Here is a 20,775-nt window from a genome sequence, read left to right on the forward strand (position 1 = left end):
GGAACCCACATGAAATATGAATCGCAACGGGTAGCAATGCCCTACTTCATCTTTGCCCTGGTTCTGTTTGTCGGCCAGATTGTATTTGGCCTGGTGCTGGGTCTCCAGTACGTGGTCGGAGATTTCCTGTTTCCGGAAATACCCTTCAACGTCGCCCGCATGGTTCATACCAACCTGCTGATTGTCTGGCTTCTGTTCGGCTTTATGGGCGCCACCTACTACATGGTTCCGGAAGAGGCGCAAACCGAGTTACACAGCCCGCTGCTGGCCTGGATACTGTTCTGGGTTTTTGCTGTCGCCGGTACCCTGACCATCCTTGGTTACCTGTTTGTGGACTATGCCACCCTGGCTGATGTGACCATGAACAAGTTGCTGCCCACGATGGGAAGGGAGTTTCTTGAGCAACCCACCATCACCAAGATCGGTATTGCTCTTGTGGTCGTCGGTTTCCTGTACAACATCATGATGACTGCCCTGAAGGGCCGCAAAACCGTCGTCAACATCGTGCTGATAACCGGTCTGATCGGCCTGGCGGTACTCTGGATGTTCTCCTTCTACAACCCCGGCAACCTGGCCACCGACAAGTACTTCTGGTGGTTCGTGGTACACCTCTGGGTTGAAGGCGTCTGGGAGCTGATCATGGGTGCCATCCTGGCCTATGTGCTGATCAAGCTGACCGGTGTTGACCGGGAAGTCATCGAGAAATGGTTGTATGTGATCATTGCCATGGCACTGATTACCGGCATCATCGGTACCGGGCACCACTTCTTCTGGATCGGTCCGCCCGAATACTGGCTATGGCTGGGTTCCGTGTTCTCCGCCCTGGAGCCGCTGCCGTTCTTCATGATGGTGATCTTCGCCTTCAACATGATCAACCGGCGCCGTCGCAACCACCCCAACAAGGCCGCCCTGCTGTGGGCCATGGGTACAGCGGTAATGGCATTCCTGGGCGCCGGCGTGTGGGGTTTCCTGCACACCCTGGCACCGGTCAACTACTATACCCACGGCAGCCAGATTACCGCGGCCCACGGTCACATGGCGTTCTACGGCGCCTACGTAATGATCGTGCTGACCATCATCTCCTACGCAGTACCAATCATGCGCGGCAGACCTTATGGCAACAGCAACACTGCACAGATAGTCGAGATGTGGGGCTTCTGGCTGATGACGGTTTCCATGGTATTCATCACTCTGTTCCTGACCGCCGCTGGTGTTCTGCAGGTGTGGCTGCAGCGGATCCCGGACAGCGGAGAAGCACTGTCGTTCATGGCTACCCAGGACAACATCGCATTGTTCTACTGGATGCGCTTTGTCGCAGGCGCTTTTTTCATGGCCGGCCTGATTGTTTACCTCGGCAGCTTCTTCATCAAGGGGCAGGCATCCCCTGCTGAAGAGGTCCGCGGCCCTGCAACCCAGGACGCGTAAGCACAGCAGGCCGGGAACCGGCTTCCCGGCCTGCTCAACCCTCTACGGACCTTCACCGTGCATGCTCAGACGCAAAAGGACAATGACACCCTCCAGCAGAAGCGGCTACTGACACGAGCCGCGTTCTTTCTGCTGTTTCTGCTTGCACCGGTGCTCAATATTTTCCGATACGATCTGACAGAAACCCATTTCGTGCTTTTCGGATTTCCCCTGTCATTCAATCTTGAACTGGCCTGGGTCACCCAGAGCTCACCGGCGGAAGTAGCCGGGCAGATCCTGTTCTGGTTTGTGCTGCCCATCACCCTGCTCGTTCCGCTCGTACTCTGGATAGCCTGGAAATGGGGGCGGATATATTGCGGATGGTTATGCCCGCATTTCTCGGTGGTGGAAACCATCAACCATCTGATGACCCGAATAACCGGCCGCCCGACCCTGTACGAAGCCCTCAGGAGGGGCCGCCGGGGGAAGGCTCTGCACTGGGCAGGACTGGCGCTGGTCTGCGCCCTGATCGGCTTTTCCTGGGCACTGGCGATGCTGTCCTACCTGCTGCCGCCGATCCCCTTGTATACCGACCTGGTTACCGGTGAACTGGCAAAGTACCCGGCGATTTTCCTTGCGGTAGCCACCTCACTTTTTACCCTGGATTTTCTGTTCGCCCGGCATCTGTTCTGCAAATACGGCTGCGCCTTCGGGGTCGTCCAGAGCATTGCGTGGATGACCAATGGCAAAGGGAAAGTGGTCACCTTTGATGCCAAGCGCGCCGCTGCTTGCCGGGATTGCACAAAGGCCTGTGATGAAGCCTGTCCCATGCGCTTACCGACCCGCAGTCACAAGCGGGCCAAATTTACCTGCACCCAGTGCCTGCAGTGTGTGAGCGCGTGTCGCGAGGTACAGAAGAACAACCCGGAAGGTTCCCTGCTGAGCTGGGAACCGGGTGAACCCGGTAAACAGACCATTCTGATTCCGGTTCGCCAGGTCAATCCACCACGCCAGCAAAGCGCCAAATCTGAGGAGTTGAAATGGAAGAGTGGGTAGGCTTCAAATGGCACGAATACATCACCCGCCAGGCCATGGGCGAGTTCCCGGAGCATGCGGTTCATCTCAAGGATGAAGCCCGCACCCTGGGTGTATTGTTCCGTGCCATGGGAGGCGACCCCGCATTAAGCCTGGTTACTGCAGAGCCCCGCCACTTCCGCACCCGGCGCCGCTTTTTGCAGAAACTGGCAGGTACCCACAAGAAATTCGAGCTGGCCTGGCGGGATGAACAAAGCCTGCGGCTACCGGAACGCCTGGCGCTGTTCCCCTCAAAGCAGGTCAACCGGGATCTGTACCTCTGGTTGGCAGCACTGGCTTCCCGTGGCGAACTCACGGATGCCGACTGGCTCACCGGCAACCAGGCCATGGTTCAGACCCTGCTGGCGAAATGGCCGGGGATGGAACCGGTCTATCAGCGCCTGGTGCGCCATACCCTGCAATGGCGTCCGGATCCGGAGAGTTTACCCCCAGCGGAGAGTCGCCGCGAGGAGGCCATTCGCCAGGCGCTGATCTACCCCGGCAGCGTAGAAACACTGCCGCCAGCAGAATCAGACCCCTGGCCGGTTGTGATCTGGCTATACCCTACGGTCGCTCTGGGCAAGGTGACCGGCCAGATCATCGGCGACGACAACCTGACATCAACGCCCGGCGGCCTCGCGAAGAAGCGCAAGCGCCGCCGCGCTGAGCGGGTGGACGCATTCGATAAAGACCAGGGCCTGATGCTGTTTCGCCTGGAAAGCCTGTTCTCATGGAGCGAATTCATTCCCGTCGACCGGGCCGGTGACGACACAGAGGAAGACGATGCCGACTCAGTAGCGGATGACATGGACATGATTTCTGTCTCCAAGGACCGCAGGGAAGCCTCTTCCGCCATCAAGTTCGACCTGGACCTGCCATCGGAAGAAAACGACGACCTGTACCTGGGCCCGGGCATTCACTTGCCGGAATGGGACTGGCGCAGCAAGAGTTACCGGGAAAAGTTCTGTTGCCTGCAACCCATGATGAGTAAAGATTCCATGCCGACCGGGCTGCCAGAACACTTGTCCAGGTCTGCCATGCGGTTACGCCGCCAGTTCCACGCACTGAAACCCATGCGACAATGGGAGCGCCGGCAGACCGAGGGCGAAGAACTGGACCTGGACGCCTGCATGGAGCGGGAAGTCCAGCATCGCAGGGGCACCGGCGTGATCAACCAGAAGTTGTTCCGCCGCTGCAAGCAGAATCAGCGGGACCTGGCATGCCTGATCCTGGCGGACATTTCCATGTCCACCGATACGTTTATCAACAACAGCCAGCGGGTGATCGATATCGCCCGGGATGGCTTACAGCTGCTCAGCGAAGCACTCCAGGCCAGCCGCGACCCCTTTGCGATATTTGCATTCTCGTCACGCCGCCGGGACCATATCCGCTTTCATCACATCAAGTCCTTCGATGAACCCTATAATGATGTCAGCCGGGGCCGTATCCAGGCACTGGAACCGGGTTACTACACCCGAATGGGTGCCGCTATCCGCCAGGCAACAAATCTGCTGAAAGGTCGCCACGAACATCAAAAGATCCTGCTCCTGCTCACCGATGGCAAACCCAATGACCTGGACCTTTATGAAGGCCGGTACGGCGTGGAAGATACCCGGATGGCCGTCCAGGAGGCCCACAAAGCCGGCCTGACCCCCTTCTGCGTCACCATCGACGATGATGCCAACGAATACCTGCCCTATGTCTTTGGCAGCAACCATTTCGTGGTGATCAAGGACCCGACGCAGTTGCCGTTGCAGCTACCCAAACTCTACATGAACCTGACCCGCTGACACTCATGCAGACATCAGCCCAGACACGCCACCACCTCCCCGGCGACCTTGCCGTCTGGTTCTTCATTTTCGCGGAACTGGCAGTCTTCGGCATCCTGTTCATCGGTTTCGGCGTGGCCCGCAACCTCGACCCGAACACCTTCGCCGCCGGACGCCAGGTATTGCACCCCTGGACCGGACTGATCAATACCATTGGCCTGATCACCGCCAGCTACCTGGTAGCCGTCGCCGTCCACCGCCTGCGCCACCGCCAGACGGGCGTTACCCCGCTGCTATCGGGCGCCATCGCAGCCTCCTGCATCTACACCTTCGGTAAACTGTGGGAATACGCCGACCTCTACAGCAACGGCTACAACCTGGGCACCGACACCTTCTTCATGTTCTATTTCTTCCTCACTTTCTTCCACTTCATGCATGTGATATTGGGCCAGATCATCCTGGTGGTACTGGCGGTGAAGGTTAAGCGGGGTGACTACAACGGTGATGACATGAACGGCATGGAGTCCGGCGCATCCTACTGGCACATGGTGGACCTGGTGTGGCTGGTGTTGTTTCCGATGCTGTACGTTCTGGCGTAAGGAGAAGAGCAAATGCTGGCGGTATACATTGCCCTGATCGTCTGCACCATGACGCCGGTGATCGCCATGCAGGCCGGCGCCGACGCGTCTGTTCTGGTGGGGCTGGTGTTTGCGCTGATTATCGTGAAAGCGATTCTGCTGGTGGATCACTTCATGGAAATGCGGCACGCGCCCTGGGGATGGAGACTGGCGTCGCAAGCTTGGGCAGTAATCATTATTACTGCCCTGGCAGCAACCCGCGGAATCCACTGAAAAGAGTAGCAGGAGCGGCCGGGCAGGCCTTTGCAAAACTGTGCGGAGCCATGGATGGCGGAGCCCAAGCGTCACATGGATGTGCCGCAAGGAGTGTGTTTTGCAAAGGCCTGCCCGGCCGCTCCATCACCAAGCTCAAAGATTCAACTGAAACGTCGCGGAAAATAGGGAGGCTTGTCACCAATAGCCTGGGCCAGCGCAATCATTCCCCAAAGAACAAACGACGTGTGCAGAACGATGGACCAGACAATAGCACTGGTCCAGAAGTCACCGCTGTTGCCGAAAACCAGCCAGAACACAGCCACGCCGCCGCCAATAAGCGCCGCTCCCAGTAACGACATACAGACTGCCGCTTTGGCATGCAGCTTCCGCAAGGGTGACGCATTCTCCGAAAGGAGATAGACACAGAGCAAAACAGCAAACCCGACAAACGGCAGTAACAACAGATTCAACAGGTACCAGGCGACCGGCACCACGGCACCGCTACTGGTTTTCATCTGACTTCCTGAATACGGCATACACCACCTCCATGAGTGCGCTGACGGTTGCTTCGTCATCGGTCAACGGCTCTATCATCCCGGCCCGACAAGCCTCAGCAACCGGCACACCGGCGCGAACCAGGTGAGCGGTGTGAATCAGAAGACGTGTCGATGCCGCCTCCTCCAGATCATGGTCTTTGAGATTACGCACGGAGCGGGCAAGGCCCACTAGCTGCTCCGCCAGCTCCCGGTCGCAACCGGACTCCTCAATCACAATGGCCTGCTCGGCCGCCGCCTCCGGGTAATCAAAGCTCAGTGAAACAAAGCGCTGACGGGTACTGGGTTTCATGCCCTTCAGCAGACTCTGGTAGCCCGGGTTGTAGGACACCACCAGCATGAAACCGGGTGCAGCCTGCAACAATTCACCCGTGCGCTCGATTGGCAGCTCCCGGCGGTCGTCGGCCAACGGATGCAGCACCACCGTGGTGTCCTTGCGAGCCTCCACCACTTCATCCAGGTAGCAGATACCGCCTTCACGCACCGCCCGAGTCAATGGCCCGTCCTGCCAGTAGGTGCCGTCGGGGCCGATCAGGTGTCGGCCCACCAGGTCGGCAGCAGTGAGATCGTCGTGGCAGGCAACGGTGTACACCGGTCGCCCGAGTTTTTCTGCCATAAACCGAACAAAACGGGTCTTGCCGCAGCCGGTCGGCCCTTTGATGAGCACAGGCAGGCCATTGCCGGCCGCTGCCTGAAAGAGTTCTATCTCATTGCCTACCGGTTGGTAAAACGTCATCGGCTTACATCCTCTGAATACAGACTGTCGGGTGAGGCAAAGCCAAACACCCATTCGGGGAACACCGCAAACATCTGCGGATCGTCTGGCCGCCGTGGTCTGGTCAACGCCCTCTCACAAGCTTCCGCTTTCCTGTTCCAGGCGGCCTGGCGATACCATCCAGCCGCCTTTACCGGCTCGCCAGACCAGCTCACCACAAGGCTGTTCCTGGCCAGAAACGGCCTCACAAAACCCCGCTCCGAAACCGCAGCGTAGGTATTGTTATGGAGCAACAACCCGAGCGCAGAGCTGTAATCACCAGCTTCGTACAACTGCCCGGAGCTGGGTGTGATGCCCTGTTTCCGCAGCGCGGCCAGCGGCAGGCTAGCTCCCAGGGGGTCACCGCCAGCAACGGTGGCGAGGTCACGGCCTTCCAGCTCACTGATATCCCTCACACCGGCCGTTCTGCGGGTAATCCAGACTGGTACCGGAAGCTGTCCGACCCGGTTAATCGCATCCAGATCGGGCTGCGTTGCTGTCTCTGGCGGAGTTCCCGGCAGGAACACCAATGCAAGCCCCGGCGTGCTGGTTTCGAAGCGGATATCAGCTTCACAACCCTGTGTCCGCAGATACTCTGTCAGCCGGTGGCGGGCAACCGTGGTAGCACCGCTCGCAGACTCAATCCCGATCAGTACCCGGGTGCTGTCAGCTCCGGCGTTCGTCGTCGCCAGAAAACCCGCCAGCATAGCGCCCAACAACGACGCTCCCGGCCTACAAACCGAGCGCATGAGCACGGCTGGTAAAGAAGATGCCGCTGGGTTTTTCAGCATTGATGGTCGCAACTGGCTCCAGCGTGCGGGTGTTGTATACGGTTACCCGGTTACTGTCCCGGGCAGAGACCCAGACTTCTTCGCCCCGGGGCGTGAATTCCATATGCAGCACCGCGCTGCCGGGTTCCAGGGTACGGACAATGTCGCGAGTCTGTGAATCGATCACCTGCACCACATCGTTGTTCGGATGGGCAAAGCTCACCCATATCTGGCGGTTGTCCGGGCTGGCCATCACAAACACCGGTTGGCCCTGCACCGGAATTCGATCCACCAGCGACCAGTCGTTCATGTCTGCCACCAACACCTGATGGTGGCCCACCGCCGGTACGAAGGCCCGTCCATCGGCGATGGCCCAGCCTTCCAGATGCGGCATTTTATACACTGGCAGTTTCTGTTCACCCTTGCCATAGCCCGGAAGGATTTCGGTAACGCCCTGTGCCGGGTTCCACAGGTCCAGCAGTGACAGCCCATCTTCACCAAAAAGGCCGGCAATGTAATAACGGCCATCCGGTGTAATGAGGGCATCGTAAGGGGACTCGCCAGCCTCGAAACGGGTGACTTCAGCTGAGTCGTCGCTCATGTCGAGAATCCAGATCTCTCCGGCCTCGAACAGGCTGAACACAAACAGGTTCCCCGGCGCATCCACCAGACCGACGGTCTTTGACTGACCGACCTGACCTTCCCCGCTGGTGTAAGTGGCGGGAATTTCCGCCACCAGCTCCAGTGTCTGGCTGTCAAAGACTTTCACGCCGCCAGGCTCGTAATTGGAAACCGCCACGTAGCGACCATCCTGGGAAATCGCCCCGCCGATACTGTTACCGGACTGAATCACACGGTCGACAACGGATTGACTCAACAGGTCCACCTTTGTGAGGCCGCCATCCCGCCCGAAGACATACCCGTACCGGGCATCCCGCGAATAGACCACCGAGGCATGTGACAGATCCCCCAGCCCGTCAATACGACCCAGCACTTCGTGTCGGGATGTGTTGATGACCAGTACCGAGCCGCTCGCCCGCTCGATAATCAGGCCCAGGTCACCGGTGCCCATCACTTCGGAACGGCTCTGTGTTTCGGTGAACACCTGACAACCGCCCAGGACAAAAGCAAGAAGCAGCGCCGCTATCAGCTTACCGGGCAGATTGAATTCAAGCTTCATTATGGGTCATTCCTCCAGATTGGCGTTCAGGGCGAAACCAGTGCGCCGGATTTCAGTTGGCGGCTGATCCAGTGAATCTCTTCGGGAGTCAGCAGAGGCTTCCAGGGTGGCATTGCGGAACCGGGAACACCTTCCCGGATAATGGCGGCGATGGCCTCCACCGGCAGACGCTCCAGACTCTCTGGTCGCAACGACGGGCCGAGGCCTCCACGCAGGGTCAGGCCATGACAGGAGCCGCAGTCCTGGATCACCAGGTTGGCCAAGCGCGCCTCTTCCACCTCTTCAGTGCCAACCGCGGCGGCCGGGGCGATGAGCAGCCCGGACAACAGGGCAACCACGACAGGACTTCGCCTTTTCCTCTCCAGCCAGAAACATTTCAAGCGCTGTGCCCTCCCCATTGATACCAGCATCGTGACGCCCCCAAGAAACCTCATCCTTGATATTGGTTAAAACCGAAACCCAATGCCAGGACTCATTGGACATACCCACGTGTGGGTATATGTCTGACTAATTTCATTCGTCTGACATTAATCAATGTTCATGGAAGGGAAGAAGAGAAACCTAGAGGGACTCTTGAATCCAAGGAGAGAACCTGATGAGAGTAACCAACCTGTTGTTTCAGCCTTTGGCATTGGCCCTGGCCATTGCATCACTGGGCGTCATGTCAGCACATGGCGCCCCCAAGGATCCCGATCCATCTTCAACGGCGTACGAGGGTACCGCCAGCTCGGTGGACCCGCAATCTGCCAAAATCGTCCGTAGCCCTGGCGCGCCGGACCTTACAGATGCCGAATTCGAAAAAGCCAAGCAGATCTACTTCGAACGCTGCGCCGGTTGTCATGGTGTGCTGCGCAAAGGCGCTACCGGCAAGCCACTGACCCCTGACATCACTCAGGAGCGGGGCATCGACTACCTCAAGACGTTTATCAGTTATGGCTCGCCGGCAGGCATGCCGAACTGGTTAACCTCCGGTGACTTCACCGAGGAAGAGGTGGATCTGATGGCGAAGTACATCATGCACGAGCCGCCTCAGCCTCCAGAGTTCAGCCTTGAGGACATGAAGGCCACCTGGGAAGTAGTCGTCCCGCCGGAAGACCGCCCCACCAGACAGATGAACGACCTGAACCTCAAGAACCTGTTCAGTGTGACACTGCGGGATGCCGGCCAGGTTGCCCTGATTGATGGCGACACCCATGAGATTGCCCATATCATCGACACGGGCTACGCCGTCCATATTTCCCGCATGTCCGCCTCCGGTCGTTATGTCTTCGTGATCGGCCGGGATGCGCTGGTCAACATGATCGACCTGTGGATGGAAGAACCCGACACCGTTGCCAAGATCAAGGTCGGTATGGAAGCCCGCTCGGTGGAAACCTCCAAGTACAAGGGCTGGGAAGACAAGCTCGCGATTGCAGGCACTTACTGGCCACCACAGTTCGTGATCATGGACGGAAAAACCCTGGAACCGAAGAAAATCGTCGGCACCCGGGGCATGACGGTAGACACCCAGGAGTATCACCCTGAGCCCCGGGTCGCCGCCATTGTGGCCTCCCACAAGCATCCGGAGTTCATCGTCAACGTGAAGGAAACCGGCAAGATCATGCTGGTGAATTACGAGGACCTGGACAACCTGTCCATCACCAACATTGATGCGGCCCGGTTCCTGCACGATGGCGGCTGGGACAGCAGCATGCGTTACTTCCTGACGGCCGCCAACCAGTCCGACAAGATTGCAGTGGTGGATTCCCTGGATCGCAACCTCGAGGCCATGGTGGATGTCGGCAAGATTCCCCATCCTGGCCGCGGTGCCAACTTCATAGATCCGGAGCACGGGCCGGTATGGGCAACCAGCCATCTGGGCGACCCGACCATCCAGATGATCGGCACTGATCCCGAAGGCCATCCGGACAAGGCCTGGAAAGTCGTCAGAACCCTGGACGGCCAGGGCGGTGGATCGCTGTTCATCAAGACCCATCCGAAATCCGCCAACCTGTGGGTGGATACTGCGCTGAACCCTGCCGAGGCGATTAGTCAGAGCGTTGCCGTATTCGACATCAACAATTTCGAGGCCGGCTATGAAGTGCTTCCGATTGCTGAATGGGCAGAGCTTGGTGAAGGGCCAAAACGGGTCGTGCAGCCGGAGTACAACGTTGAGGGCGACGAAGTCTGGTTCTCGGTGTGGAACACCCAGGACAAGAAATCCGCCCTGGTGATTGTCGATGACAAGACGCGCGAGCTGAAGAAGGTGATCACCGACGAGAGGCTTGTCACACCAACAGGCAAGTTCAACGTCTACAACACCCAGCACGACGTGTACTGATCGGTTCCGGCCCGGAGGAGAGCACTGATGAGACTGGATAACACTGACAGACAGCTGATCAACCTTTACCAGCGGGAACTGCCCGTCTGCGAAAGGCCTTATGAGGAGATGTCCCGGAAACTGGGTATTGCCGAAGGGGAGGTCATCGAGCGGCTGCAGTCGCTTCAGGACAGTCAGGTTCTCAGCCGGGTCGGACCGGTCTTCGAACACAGCCGGGCGGGCGCGAGCCTGCTGGCTGCCGTGGCGGCACCGGAGGAACAGATGGATCTGGTCGCCGCCCGGATCAACCGTGCCCCGGGAGTGAACCATAACTATGCCCGGGAACACACCTACAATCTCTGGTTCGTCATGACCGCGCCTGATGAAGATACTCTGGAAGAGCGGCTTGACGATCTGGAACACAAACTCAGGCTTCCCATGCTGCGCCTGCCGATGGTGGAGGGTTACCACATCGATCTGGGCTTTGATATTGACTGGGAGGCCCTGCCGTGACTGTTTCTCCTTCCACGGACTATCTGGCTGGGATCCCGGACATTGCCGGCCCCGGCTCAGTCAGTGCCTGGGGATTGTTACGCCTTCGGCGGCAGCTGGAACTTGGCATTCCCCTGACACAGCGCCCTTATCAGGCGCTGGCAGAGATGACCGGGCTGTCTGAACAGGAGGTAATGGCTGCCATCAGGCAGTGGCAGGCCCAGGGGCTTATCAAGCGATTCGGACTGGTAGTGCGGCATCGGACGCTGGGTTACACCGCCAATGCCATGGTGGTCTGGGACATACCTGATGATCAGGTCCAGAACCTTGGCCGGAGTTTGGCACGTGCGCCGTTTATTACGCTCTGCTATCAGCGCCCGCGCCGGCAGCCGGACTGGCCCTACAATCTGTTCTGCATGATCCATGGTGTTGACCGGAAACTGGTTTTTAGCCAGCTGACAACCCTGATTACAGACCATAGCCTGGAACAGGTGCCTCATGCGGTGCTGTTCAGTACCAGAGCTTATCGGCAAAGGGGAGGACGTTATGTCAGCCATGACTGAACACCAGCCGGACCTGGCGACGGCGCCCACGTTCAGTGAGGTGGAGCGGTCCGTTATCAACAGGCTGCAGACAGGGCTGCCGATGGTGCACGCGCCCTACGCGGCAGTAGCCGGTGAACTGGGACTGACCGAGCAGGAGCTTCTACACACCCTTCAGGACCTCCTTGACCGTCGCATCCTCACGCGCTTTGGCCCGATGTTTCATGCCGGAGAAATGGGGGGCGGCCTGTCTCTGGCAGCCATGCGCATCCCGGCGGAGGAATTCGAGACGGTCACGCAGCAGGTAAACCGGTTCAATGAGGTGGCCCACAACTACCGCCGGGAGCATGAACTGAACATGTGGTTTGTTGTGGCAACGGAGAACCCTGATGACATAGCTCGGGTCATTGCCCGGATCGAATCCGCAACAGGGTATCCCGTCTACAACATGCCCAAAGAGGAAGAGTTCCATGTCCATCTCCACTTCCCGGTCTGAGCCCGGTTACGTGCTCTGCAAACTCGATCGGCAACTGATTCTGGCCACCCAGGGCGGTTTGCCTCTGGTACCGGATCCCTGGGGCACGCTGGGCATGGAGCTGGGACTGCCGGCAGACGAGGTGCTGGCGCGTTTCCAGCGCATGCAGGATGCCGGGGTTATCCGCCGTGTTGCCGCCGTGCCCGATCACTACCGCCTGGGTTATCGCTTCAATGGCATGACGGTATGGGACGTCCATGACGACGCCATATCCGACATGGGGCGGCGGGTCGGCGAACTGCCGTTCGTAAGCCACTGCTACCGACGCCCGCGACACCTGCCCTACTGGCGCTACAACCTGTTTGCCATGGTCCATGGCACCAGCCGTGAAGAAGTTGAAGACAAGGCATCACAGATCAAGGCCGTAATCGGAGACACCAGCGAGGGCCACACCATTCTCTACAGCTCGGCCATTCTCAAGAAAACCGGTCTGCGGCTGCGGAAATCATGAGAGAGGAAGCACCATGTTCAGAATGACCCGCTACATCAAGAGCCTGATGAATCCGGCTCCGGTGCGCCCGATTCCGAAACCGGCCGGCCCGGTAGTGATCTGGAACCTGATTCGCCGCTGCAACCTCACCTGCAAGCACTGCTACTCCATCTCCGCCGATGTGGACTTCAAGGGTGAACTGAGCACCGATGAGGTCTACACGGTGATGGATGACCTCAAGGCGTTCGGTGTCCCCGTGCTGATCCTTTCCGGCGGCGAGCCGCTGATGCGTCCCGATATTTTCGACATCTCCCGTCGCGCCAAAGCCAAGGGGTTCTACGTGGGCCTTTCCACCAATGGCACACTGATCACCGAGGAAAACATCCGGCAGATTGCTGAGGCCGGTTACGACTATGTCGGCATCAGCATCGACGGTCTGGAGCGGACCCACGACGAGTTCCGCCAGAAAAAAGGCGCCTTCGCCGCTTCCATGAAAGCGGTGGAACTGTGCAAGAGCGCCGGCATAAAGGTTGGCCTGCGCTTCACCCTTACCCAGGACAACTTTCCCCAGTTGCCGGACATGCTCAGGCTGCTGGACGAGCACGACATCGACAAATTCTACCTGTCGCACCTGAACTATTCCGGCCGGGGCGGCCGCAACCGCAAGCGGGATGCCTGGTACGACATGACCCGCGAGGCCATGACCCTGCTGTTCGATCACTGCCACGATGAGCTCCAGCGCGGCATCGAGCGGGAATACGTAACCGGCAACAATGACGCCGACGGCCCGTTCCTGCTGCAGTGGGCCGCGGAACATTACCCGGACCAGGTTCCGGCCCTGGAACAAAGGTTGAAGTACTGGGGAGGCAATGCGTCCGGCGTGAACATTTCCAATATTGACAACCTTGGGGAAGTACATCCGGACACCTTCTGGTGGGACTACAACCTGGGTAATGTCCGCAATCAGCCTTTCTCCCGGATATGGTCCGAGGCCAGCGATGCGCTGATGGCTGGCTTTCGCCAGAGTCCACGCCCGGTCAAGGGGCGCTGCGCCGACTGCCGGTATCTGGCCATCTGCAACGGCAATACCCGTGTCCGGGCCTACAACATTTCCGGTGACTTCTGGGAAGAGGACCCCGGTTGTTACCTCACCAACGAAGAGATCGGTGTCATCGACATGCCCCGGCGCGTAGCCGCTCCGGTGACCGAGATTCCGGTTCACAACCTGTAAGGACAAGCATCATGACAACCAGCCAAAGGAAGAAGTGCCTGGTGGAGTTCCAGTTGGCGGGACAACCCTTACGGGTGGGAGAAGTTGCCATTGTCGGAGCCGGTCCCGGTGACCCGGGCCTGCTGACGCTGCGGGCGCTGATGCTGATCCAGCAGGCCGACGCCATTGTGTATGACCGTCTGGTGTCGCCACAGATTATGGAACTGGTGAACCCTGCGGCCGAGTGCATCCATGTGGGTAAAGCCAGCGGTTGCCATTACGTACCCCAGGAGGACACCAATGAACTGCTGGTGCAACTAGCCGTAAAGCAGCGCCGGGTTGTGCGCCTGAAAGGTGGGGACCCCTATATTTTCGGCCGTGGCGGCGAGGAAGCGGAATTTCTGGTGGATAATAACATTGATTTTCAGGTGGTACCGGGCATCACCTCCGCTGCTGGCTGCGCCTCCTACTGCGGCATACCACTGACTCACCGGGATTACTCCCAGAGCGTGACCTTCGTCACCGGCCACCGTAAGTCTGATCAGTCCCTGGAGCTGAACTGGCGCGTGCTCGCAGCGCCGGGGCAGACACGGGTATTCTACATGGGGCTGCATAACGCTCCGACCATTGTCCGCGAACTTATCGCCCATGGTCTGCCCGGAGACTGCCCGGTTGCGTTGGTGGAACGGGGAACCACGCCGCAACAGCACATGGCAGTGACCACACTGGAAAACCTGGAAGCCACCATCGTCAGTGAAGGTTTCCAGCCGCCCACACTGATTATCGTAGGTGAGGTTGTCCGCCTGGCCGACAAACTGGCCCAGCCCACTGCCGCCGGGTGGCAGTCCGGCCACAACTCAGCCATTGCAGCCAGTGCGGGAGGCCGGCCGGCATGATGATCCGCAAACAGACACTGCTGGTTCTGGCCACCAGCCTGCTGCTTCCTGCCGCGTTACAGGCCGACTCCGGGACTGAAGCGCTCTATCAGCAACACTGCGCCAGCTGTCACGGCACTGACCGCCTGGGCGGCATGGGCCCGGCCCTGCTGCCGGACAATCTCTCCCGGCTCAGGAAAACTCAGGCGGTGGACGCCATCAGGGACGGCCGGCCAGCAACCCAGATGCCGGCCTTCGACGATATTCTTGACTCAGAATCGATCACCGCACTGGCAGACTACATCTACCTCCCCCCTGCAAGCATACCGACCTGGGGGCAGGTGGAAATTCTCGACAGTCATTTATTGCCCCACTCCCACGGCACCCTGCCCGATGAACCGGTTTACCAGGCCGATATGATGAACCTGTTCCTGGTGGTGGAAATCGGAGACCATCACGTCACCCTGCTTGATGGTGACAAGATGGAACCCATCCACCGCTTCCCGAGTCGCTACGCCCTGCATGGCGGCCCGAAATACAGCCCGGATGGCCGCTATGTCTATTTCGGCTCAAGGGATGGATGGATCACCAAATACGATCTGTACAACCTGAAAGTGACAGCGGAAGTCCGCGCCGGCATCAACATGCGCAACATTGCCGTCTCTGCTGACGGGAAGTACGTGATGGCGGCAAACTACCTGCCTCATACCCTGGTGCTGTTTGGCGCCGATAACCTGGAACTGATGGACATCATCCCGGTAGAAAACGGCGCTGGCGACAGCTCACGCGTCAGCGCCGTGTACGCTGCGCCACCCCGGAACAGTTTCATTGCCGCGCTCAAGGACATTCCCGAAGCCTGGGAAATCACGGTGGAAGACGGCAAGCCCAACGTCCGCCGGATGCAGACAGACACCTGGCTGGATGACTTCTTCTTCGACCCGGGCTACGAACACGTCATCGGGGCTGCCCGAGATGGCAAACATGGCCTGGTAATCAACCTGGACACCGGCAAAACCGTCGCTGACCTGCCCCTTCCTGGCATGCCGCACCTGGGCTCGGGCATCACCTGGGGGTACCAGGGCACAAGGGTGATGGCCACCCCCCACTTCCGCACCGGTGCGGTTTCCATTATCGACATGGACAACTGGCAGGTGATCAAAACCCTTGAAACCGAAGGCCCTGGCTTCTTCATGCGCAGCCACGAGAACTCCCGCTACGCCTGGGTGGATGTGTTCTTCGGCCCCAACAAGGACAAGGTCCACGTCATCGACAAGCAGACCCTGGAAATCGTCAAAACGCTGCAGCCCGCTCCGGGCAAAGTCGCTGCACACGTGGAATTCGACCGCTACGGTGAAAAGCTACTGCTGAGTATCTGGGATAACGACGGCGCGGTAATCGTCTATGACGCCGATACACTGGAGGAGGAAAAGCGCATTCCCATGAACAAGCCTTCTGGCAAATATAACGTCTGGAACAAGATCAACTATGAGGAAGGAACCAGCCACTGAGGGAGTTGGCCTCCTCAGCCTTCGCCGCTCACCTGGAGATTAGGCCCGGGCGTGGGGGTATCTTCCGAAACACGCTCCTTCGGCACGTCCATGTGACGCTTGAGCTCCGCCATCCATGGCTCCGCACAGTTTCGGAAGATACCCCCACGCCCGGGCCTCCCGCTAACCTTCTGCATTAATCGACTCAGTGAAAAAGGCTTAATGATTTAAGTCATTTTAAAAGATGTTTTTTTGATACCATAATTAATGAGACATTCATCAACGGATCAATGACATGAACAGTCAATTCAGGCCTGTCGTGTCTTCCGCACCTTGCATGCTGGGAGACAACAATCCAGACATAATCCAGCAGGATGCCGCGCCAGAGTCGACGGCGCTCCTCAACGGCCTGAGCCGTATATTCGGTATTCGCCTGGCAGGGCATGAAAACGAGCCAGATGCACGGTTTCTGGCAGACCTCGCCCGCCTGTTCCACCAGCGCAGAGTGGATGCCGAAACCACCCTGGAGAAACATGACACCCCCTGGGCCAACGTTTACCTGATCCAGTACGGCATCATGCGACTATTCCGGGAAGCACCAAGCGGCAAGGTTGCCGTGCACCATTTCTTTTCCGAGGGCGACATGGTCTGGCCGGTTTTCGGCCGCAGCCGCACGGTGCGAAATACCCTCTGCCTGACGAGCGTAACCCCGGTCACTGCGTGGGTGGCTGATTTTGCTGCCTTCCGCTCCGCAATCCAGTCTCACGGGGAAGGGCTATGGCCGCGATTCGCGCTGGTACTGACCGAGGAAATGGCGGAACTGACCAGTATGAGGGAGTTCCGGAAACACACCATGTCCGCCGGCGAACGCTACCAGTTGCTGCTGGAAGAATATCCGGAGCTGGTCAAACGTGTGCCCGACAATCAGCTGGCTTCCTGGCTGGGCGTAGTGCCGGCAACCTTTTCCCGGCTCAAAACCGGCGCGGTGAATAAACCGAAACAGGGCACAGCAGAGGCGCGGAGATAACGCGCAAAAAAGGGCAGCAAACTCTCGCCTGCTACCCTGGAAAACGCTCAACGCTTGATCAATGCAACAACTATCAGCCGAACAGCTTCACTGCCAGTTCCGCCACATGCCTGCCCTGATAGCGGGCAATGTTCAGTTCTTTCTCGCTGGGCTGGCGGGAGCCGTCACCACCGGCGATGGTCGAGGCGCCATAGGGCGTGCCTCCGTTCATCTCCGAGACATCGAAGAAGTCCGGAATGCCATAACCAAGGGGCACAATCACCATGCCGTGGTGGGCCAGTGTGGTCCAGAACGAGCTGATGGTGTGTTCCTGGCCGCCACCGGTTCCCGTGGACGTGAACACGCTGGCCAGCTTGCCGTGGAGTTTACCCTCTGCCCAGAGGCCGCCGGTCTGGTCCAGGAACGTGCGCATCTGACCGGACATGTTGCCGAACCGAGTCGGCGTGCCGAAGATGACAGCATCATATTCCGGCAACTCCTTCGGGTCCGCTACGGGTGCCGCCTGGTCGGATTTTCCGCCAGCGCCCAGGAATGCCTGGTCGGACATGGTTTCCGGAACACGCTTGACGGTCACCTCAGCACCGGCGACGCCTTTTGCGCCTTCAACGACGGTGCTGGCCATAGTCTCAATATGCCCATACATGGAGTAATAAAGAACAAGTACCTTTGCCATAGTTCAGAGCCTCCTGCTTGTTGCAGTTAATGAATGTGCCAAGGCTACTCCAAGGACAGGTAACGAAAAATCGGAAGATTTCATTCGGCTTGTTCAGAATTTCTGATGATCCTCACAGAGATGCCACGCTTCTCCCATTGCGTACACGTGTACGCTGAAGTACCGTAGCACTATGAATGAAAAGGGAAACGACACTGATGAAACCTAGCGGCACTGCCACGGAATCCACCCACCACCGCATCGAAGAATGGCTGAACAGCGCTACCCACGGGCTGGGAGCCTTTTTGAGTGTTATCGGGACGATCGCCCTGGTTGTTGCAGCCAGCCAAATGGGCGACGTCTGGAAGATTGTCAGCTTCAGCATTTTCGGTGCTTCACTGATCCTGCTTTACGTGGCATCGGCGCTTTACCATGGCACCCGCCACCCGCGGCTGCGGGCACTGTTCAAAACCCTGGACCATTGCGCCATATTCCTGCTCATCGCCGGCAGCTATACACCTTTTCTGCTGGTCAACATGCGCGGCACCACAGGCTGGACGCTGTTCGCCATCATCTGGTCGCTGGCGCTCACCGGCGTGGTGCTCAAGATAATCTTCAAGAATCGCTTCAAACTCGCCCGGGTAGGCATCTATATTGCCATGGGGTGGCTGATCACCTTCGCCTCGTCGGATCTGGTGGCCAGCCTGAACGAAACCGCGCTCTATCTGACCATAGCCGGCGGCGTGGCCTACACCGCCGGCGTCGTTTTTTACCTGGCCGATCGCATACCGTACATGCACGCCATCTGGCATCTGTTTGTAATAGGCGGCAGCGCCCTTCACTTCAGTGCCGTTTACTACGGCGTACTTCCATACACGGCTTGATCAGAACGCCCAGACCATCGCCATGAGGATGCCCCAGGCCAGCAGCGCTGCGGCCATCACGGTATAGGTTGCAGACATGGCAACCACATCGTTATCAGATCGGTGACACAGGGAACGGACTCCCTGATAGATCAGAGCGCAGGACAGGAACATGCCTACCGCGACGGCTACCACGCTTACCGCCAATACCGGCACCAGCAGCGCCAGGGAAGACAGCCACAAGGGTATGGGTGCCACTGTGGCCAGAAGGTACGAGTCCTGATAACTGATTTCCATCTTGTAGCCATCAAGAACGGCGCGGATAAGCCAGCCCATTACGAAAAACGTCAACAATTCCGCCAGGAACAGGATGGTCGTTATGAAGCGCCATTCCTTGTCTGCAAACCCGGCCAGAAAGGCGTCGCCGTAATGGGTGCCCGCATAATAGAGCATTACAGGCGGTAAAAATGACATGGGCACAACCACCACCCACGCCAGGAAGGGAATCGAGAAGTTCTGGCGTTTGAGCTCCAGCCATACGCCGTTGCCCGAGAATGGCAAATGAAACAACTGAGAGATAGTCATAATGCACCTCTTTCGTCGGTTCTTGTACTTCAGTGATAGCCGGGTCAACCTGTATGGTCAATATCCAGTCATGACCTCGGACAAGTCGACACACCGCTATCGGTAACAGGCTAATGGCACGGACACAGGCAAAACCATTTCATTCGTTCTGGCTGTTTTTCCCTGCGGCAGCACTATGGGCAGCCGTGGTTGTGCCCTTGTCTATCCTTGCGGTGCTGTCAGGTTCGGCCTGGCCACCAGGGCTGCTCGGCGCTGGCCATGGCCACGAGCTGGTGTTCGGTTTTGCCCTGGCCCTGATAGCCGGCTATACCCTGGGCCCCCAGCCCTGGAAGGTACTTGCACCCCTGTTTCTGCTGTGGCTCGTCGCACGCCTTTGTTGGACACTGGCACCGGCGAGCCTGGCATCACAGCTGTTGAGTCCAGCCTTTGCCCTCTTGCTTGCCCGATACGCTGTGCCCAGGTTTCAGGCTGCCAAAAAATGGCGCAACAGAATTGCTGGCCCGCTGATACTGGTTCTTTGTCTTCTGCCGGTGGTTTTCTGGATTGCAACTGATCTCCGGAATGCCCCGATGCTTCCCGTGCCAGACACCCGACGTGTGTTGATAACCGCAATTCTTGGTCTGTTACTGCTGATGGCGTTCATGGGTGGCAGAATCATTGCTCCGGCGGTGGCGGGCACAATGGACAAACATGGCATCCGGCTGGAAGCAAGAGTGCAGCCACGGATTGAAGGTGCGCTTCTGCTGATTCTTCCGGCGGCAATGGCGCTATCGCTCATGCCTTCTTCAGATCCGGTCACGGGCATACTTCTGGTTATTTCGTCCCTGCTGATAATGATCCGAACCATGCGCTGGAAGCTCTGGCATTGCATGAACCGGCCCGATTTGCTGGTGCTTGCGGTTGGCTATCTCTGGTTGGCGATTGGGGCCGGCATTACGGGCATTTTTCTCTTGCAGGCAACCGACCCACTGCCAGCACTTCATGTCATCACCATTGGCGCCCTTGGCACACTGTCTACCAGTGTCATGTTGCGCCTCGCCTGGCAACGCGCCAGGAGAACCTTTCCCCCAGCATGGCAGGTTCTTGGCATTGCCATTGCAATGTCAGTTGCGGTGCTGGCGCGGCTCCAGGCGGGCACTACCCCGTTTGCCCACCCCAGTCTGCTCTGGTTGTCCGCCCTGTGCTGGTCCTCCGCCTACGGGCTGGTCGCCATACAGCTTATTACCCTGTTTCGTGACAGCCAGAAGCGCCGGAAATGATTGGCTACCTCCACTGCGCCAGGAGCGGCGCCGACTACTCCATAAGGTATATAACCAACATAACCAATTGATTTAAAAACCAAATAAAGGCCTCACTGCTAGCCTTAAAACCGTCAAAAAAACAAGAACCAGCCGACCCATCCTGTCCTTGATATTTGTCATGATCAACCAACACCTTCCG

At 58.4% G+C, this 20,775-nt stretch carries 22 protein-coding genes and 1 pseudogene; 16 read left to right on the top strand and 7 right to left on the bottom strand.

Going from position 1 to position 20,775, the window contains the following annotated elements; all coding sequences use genetic code 11:
• Positions 1 to 9: 9 nt before the first annotated feature.
• The 5 genes from QPM17_RS10105 to QPM17_RS10125 are packed head-to-tail and all read left to right on the top strand — an operon-like array spanning position 10 to position 5,098.
• On the top strand, positions 10 to 1,425 hold the full coding sequence (locus tag QPM17_RS10105) for a cbb3-type cytochrome c oxidase subunit I (protein WP_285390564.1): 1,416 nt from the start codon (positions 10 to 12) through the stop codon (positions 1,423 to 1,425).
• Positions 1,426 to 1,482: 57 nt separating this feature from the next.
• Positions 1,483 to 2,460, top strand: coding sequence for a 4Fe-4S binding protein (locus QPM17_RS10110; RefSeq protein ID WP_285390565.1), 978 nt, complete (start codon positions 1,483 to 1,485; stop codon positions 2,458 to 2,460).
• A complete protein-coding gene (locus tag QPM17_RS10115) occupies positions 2,445 to 4,268 on the top strand; it encodes a nitric oxide reductase activation protein NorD (RefSeq protein WP_285390566.1) in 1,824 nt (607 codons plus the stop codon). Before QPM17_RS10110 ends, QPM17_RS10115 begins: the two co-directional genes overlap by 16 nt.
• A gap of 5 nt (positions 4,269 to 4,273) precedes the next feature.
• The gene (locus QPM17_RS10120) at positions 4,274 to 4,846 is read left to right on the top strand and encodes a cytochrome c oxidase subunit 3 (RefSeq protein WP_285390568.1); all 573 of its coding nucleotides are present in this window, start codon (positions 4,274 to 4,276) and stop codon (positions 4,844 to 4,846) included.
• 12 nt (positions 4,847 to 4,858) lie between these two features.
• Positions 4,859 to 5,098, top strand: coding sequence for a cytochrome C oxidase subunit IV family protein (locus tag QPM17_RS10125; RefSeq protein ID WP_285390569.1), 240 nt, complete (start codon positions 4,859 to 4,861; stop codon positions 5,096 to 5,098).
• A gap of 143 nt (positions 5,099 to 5,241) precedes the next feature.
• On the opposite strand, the gene QPM17_RS10130 is transcribed toward QPM17_RS10125, so the two are convergent.
• From QPM17_RS10130 to QPM17_RS10150, 5 genes are read right to left on the bottom strand one after another with little or no spacing between them, the layout of a single operon-like run.
• Complete coding sequence (locus tag QPM17_RS10130) at positions 5,242 to 5,595, bottom strand: hypothetical protein (protein ID WP_285390571.1); 354 nt, start codon at positions 5,593 to 5,595, stop codon at positions 5,242 to 5,244.
• Positions 5,582 to 6,370 (bottom strand): CbbQ/NirQ/NorQ/GpvN family protein, encoded by a 789-nt coding sequence (locus QPM17_RS10135; RefSeq protein WP_285390572.1) that lies wholly within the window; start codon positions 6,368 to 6,370, stop codon positions 5,582 to 5,584. Before QPM17_RS10135 ends, QPM17_RS10130 begins: the two co-directional genes overlap by 14 nt.
• The gene (locus QPM17_RS10140) at positions 6,367 to 7,095 is read right to left on the bottom strand and encodes a type 2 periplasmic-binding domain-containing protein (RefSeq protein ID WP_285390758.1); all 729 of its coding nucleotides are present in this window, start codon (positions 7,093 to 7,095) and stop codon (positions 6,367 to 6,369) included. The genes QPM17_RS10135 and QPM17_RS10140 overlap by 4 nt, the downstream gene beginning before the upstream one ends.
• Positions 7,096 to 7,120: 25 nt before the next feature.
• Positions 7,121 to 8,338: a cytochrome D1 domain-containing protein gene (locus QPM17_RS10145; RefSeq protein ID WP_285390573.1), complete on the bottom strand. Its 1,218-nt coding sequence runs from the start codon at positions 8,336 to 8,338 to the stop codon at positions 7,121 to 7,123.
• A gap of 26 nt (positions 8,339 to 8,364) precedes the next feature.
• Complete coding sequence (locus tag QPM17_RS10150; protein WP_285390575.1) at positions 8,365 to 8,676, bottom strand: c-type cytochrome; 312 nt, start codon at positions 8,674 to 8,676, stop codon at positions 8,365 to 8,367.
• 257 nt (positions 8,677 to 8,933) lie between these two features.
• On the opposite strand from QPM17_RS10150, the gene QPM17_RS10155 reads away from it, so the two are divergent.
• From QPM17_RS10155 to QPM17_RS10195, 9 genes and pseudogenes are all read left to right on the top strand, one after another.
• Positions 8,934 to 10,658 carry a nitrite reductase gene (locus QPM17_RS10155; RefSeq protein WP_285390576.1) on the top strand — a complete coding sequence of 575 codons (1,725 nt, stop codon included), beginning with the start codon at positions 8,934 to 8,936 and terminating at the stop codon, positions 10,656 to 10,658.
• Positions 10,659 to 10,685: 27 nt separating this feature from the next.
• Positions 10,686 to 11,150: an AsnC family transcriptional regulator gene (locus QPM17_RS10160; RefSeq protein ID WP_285390578.1), complete on the top strand. Its 465-nt coding sequence runs from the start codon at positions 10,686 to 10,688 to the stop codon at positions 11,148 to 11,150.
• A 41-nt stretch (positions 11,151 to 11,191) separates the two neighbouring features.
• A complete protein-coding gene (gene ahbB / locus QPM17_RS10165) occupies positions 11,192 to 11,692 on the top strand; it encodes a siroheme decarboxylase subunit beta (RefSeq protein ID WP_285390759.1) in 501 nt (166 codons plus the stop codon).
• Positions 11,676 to 12,167 carry an Lrp/AsnC family transcriptional regulator gene (locus QPM17_RS10170; protein ID WP_285390579.1) on the top strand — a complete coding sequence of 164 codons (492 nt, stop codon included), beginning with the start codon at positions 11,676 to 11,678 and terminating at the stop codon, positions 12,165 to 12,167. Before ahbB (QPM17_RS10165) ends, QPM17_RS10170 begins: the two co-directional genes overlap by 17 nt.
• The gene (gene ahbB / locus QPM17_RS10175) at positions 12,142 to 12,657 is read left to right on the top strand and encodes a siroheme decarboxylase subunit beta (protein WP_285390580.1); all 516 of its coding nucleotides are present in this window, start codon (positions 12,142 to 12,144) and stop codon (positions 12,655 to 12,657) included. Before QPM17_RS10170 ends, ahbB (QPM17_RS10175) begins: the two co-directional genes overlap by 26 nt.
• Before the next feature lie 13 nt (positions 12,658 to 12,670).
• Positions 12,671 to 13,867, top strand: a complete 1,197-nt coding sequence (gene nirJ / locus QPM17_RS10180) for a heme d1 biosynthesis radical SAM protein NirJ (protein ID WP_285390581.1) — start codon at positions 12,671 to 12,673, stop codon at positions 13,865 to 13,867.
• 38 nt (positions 13,868 to 13,905) lie between these two features.
• A pseudogene (gene cobA / locus QPM17_RS10185) lies at positions 13,906 to 14,742 on the top strand (uroporphyrinogen-III C-methyltransferase); the annotation flags it as partial.
• Entirely contained in the window at positions 14,739 to 16,229 is a 1,491-nt protein-coding gene (locus tag QPM17_RS10190; protein ID WP_285390585.1) for a nitrite reductase, read from the top strand. The pseudogene cobA and the gene QPM17_RS10190, both read left to right, overlap by 4 nt.
• A gap of 274 nt (positions 16,230 to 16,503) precedes the next feature.
• The gene (locus tag QPM17_RS10195; RefSeq protein WP_285390587.1) at positions 16,504 to 17,235 is read left to right on the top strand and encodes a Crp/Fnr family transcriptional regulator; all 732 of its coding nucleotides are present in this window, start codon (positions 16,504 to 16,506) and stop codon (positions 17,233 to 17,235) included.
• Positions 17,236 to 17,308: 73 nt separating this feature from the next.
• Here the strand turns inward: QPM17_RS10195 and wrbA are convergent, their stop codons facing one another.
• The gene (gene wrbA / locus QPM17_RS10200) at positions 17,309 to 17,908 is read right to left on the bottom strand and encodes an NAD(P)H:quinone oxidoreductase (RefSeq protein WP_285390588.1); all 600 of its coding nucleotides are present in this window, start codon (positions 17,906 to 17,908) and stop codon (positions 17,309 to 17,311) included.
• Positions 17,909 to 18,105: 197 nt separating this feature from the next.
• On the opposite strand from wrbA, the gene trhA reads away from it, so the two are divergent.
• Positions 18,106 to 18,771 carry a PAQR family membrane homeostasis protein TrhA gene (gene trhA / locus QPM17_RS10205; protein WP_285390589.1) on the top strand — a complete coding sequence of 222 codons (666 nt, stop codon included), beginning with the start codon at positions 18,106 to 18,108 and terminating at the stop codon, positions 18,769 to 18,771.
• Here the strand turns inward: trhA and QPM17_RS10210 are convergent, their stop codons facing one another.
• Positions 18,772 to 19,335, bottom strand: a complete 564-nt coding sequence (locus tag QPM17_RS10210; RefSeq protein WP_285390590.1) for a Yip1 family protein — start codon at positions 19,333 to 19,335, stop codon at positions 18,772 to 18,774.
• 113 nt (positions 19,336 to 19,448) lie between these two features.
• Here QPM17_RS10210 and QPM17_RS10215 point away from each other — a divergent pair, with 113 nt between their 5' ends.
• The gene (locus QPM17_RS10215) at positions 19,449 to 20,594 is read left to right on the top strand and encodes an NnrS family protein (RefSeq protein WP_285390593.1); all 1,146 of its coding nucleotides are present in this window, start codon (positions 19,449 to 19,451) and stop codon (positions 20,592 to 20,594) included.
• The last annotated feature ends 181 nt before the right edge of the window (positions 20,595 to 20,775 follow it).

The sequence above is a fragment of the Marinobacter azerbaijanicus genome, assembly GCF_030250645.1.
Lineage (GTDB): Bacteria > Pseudomonadota > Gammaproteobacteria > Pseudomonadales > Oleiphilaceae > Marinobacter > Marinobacter azerbaijanicus.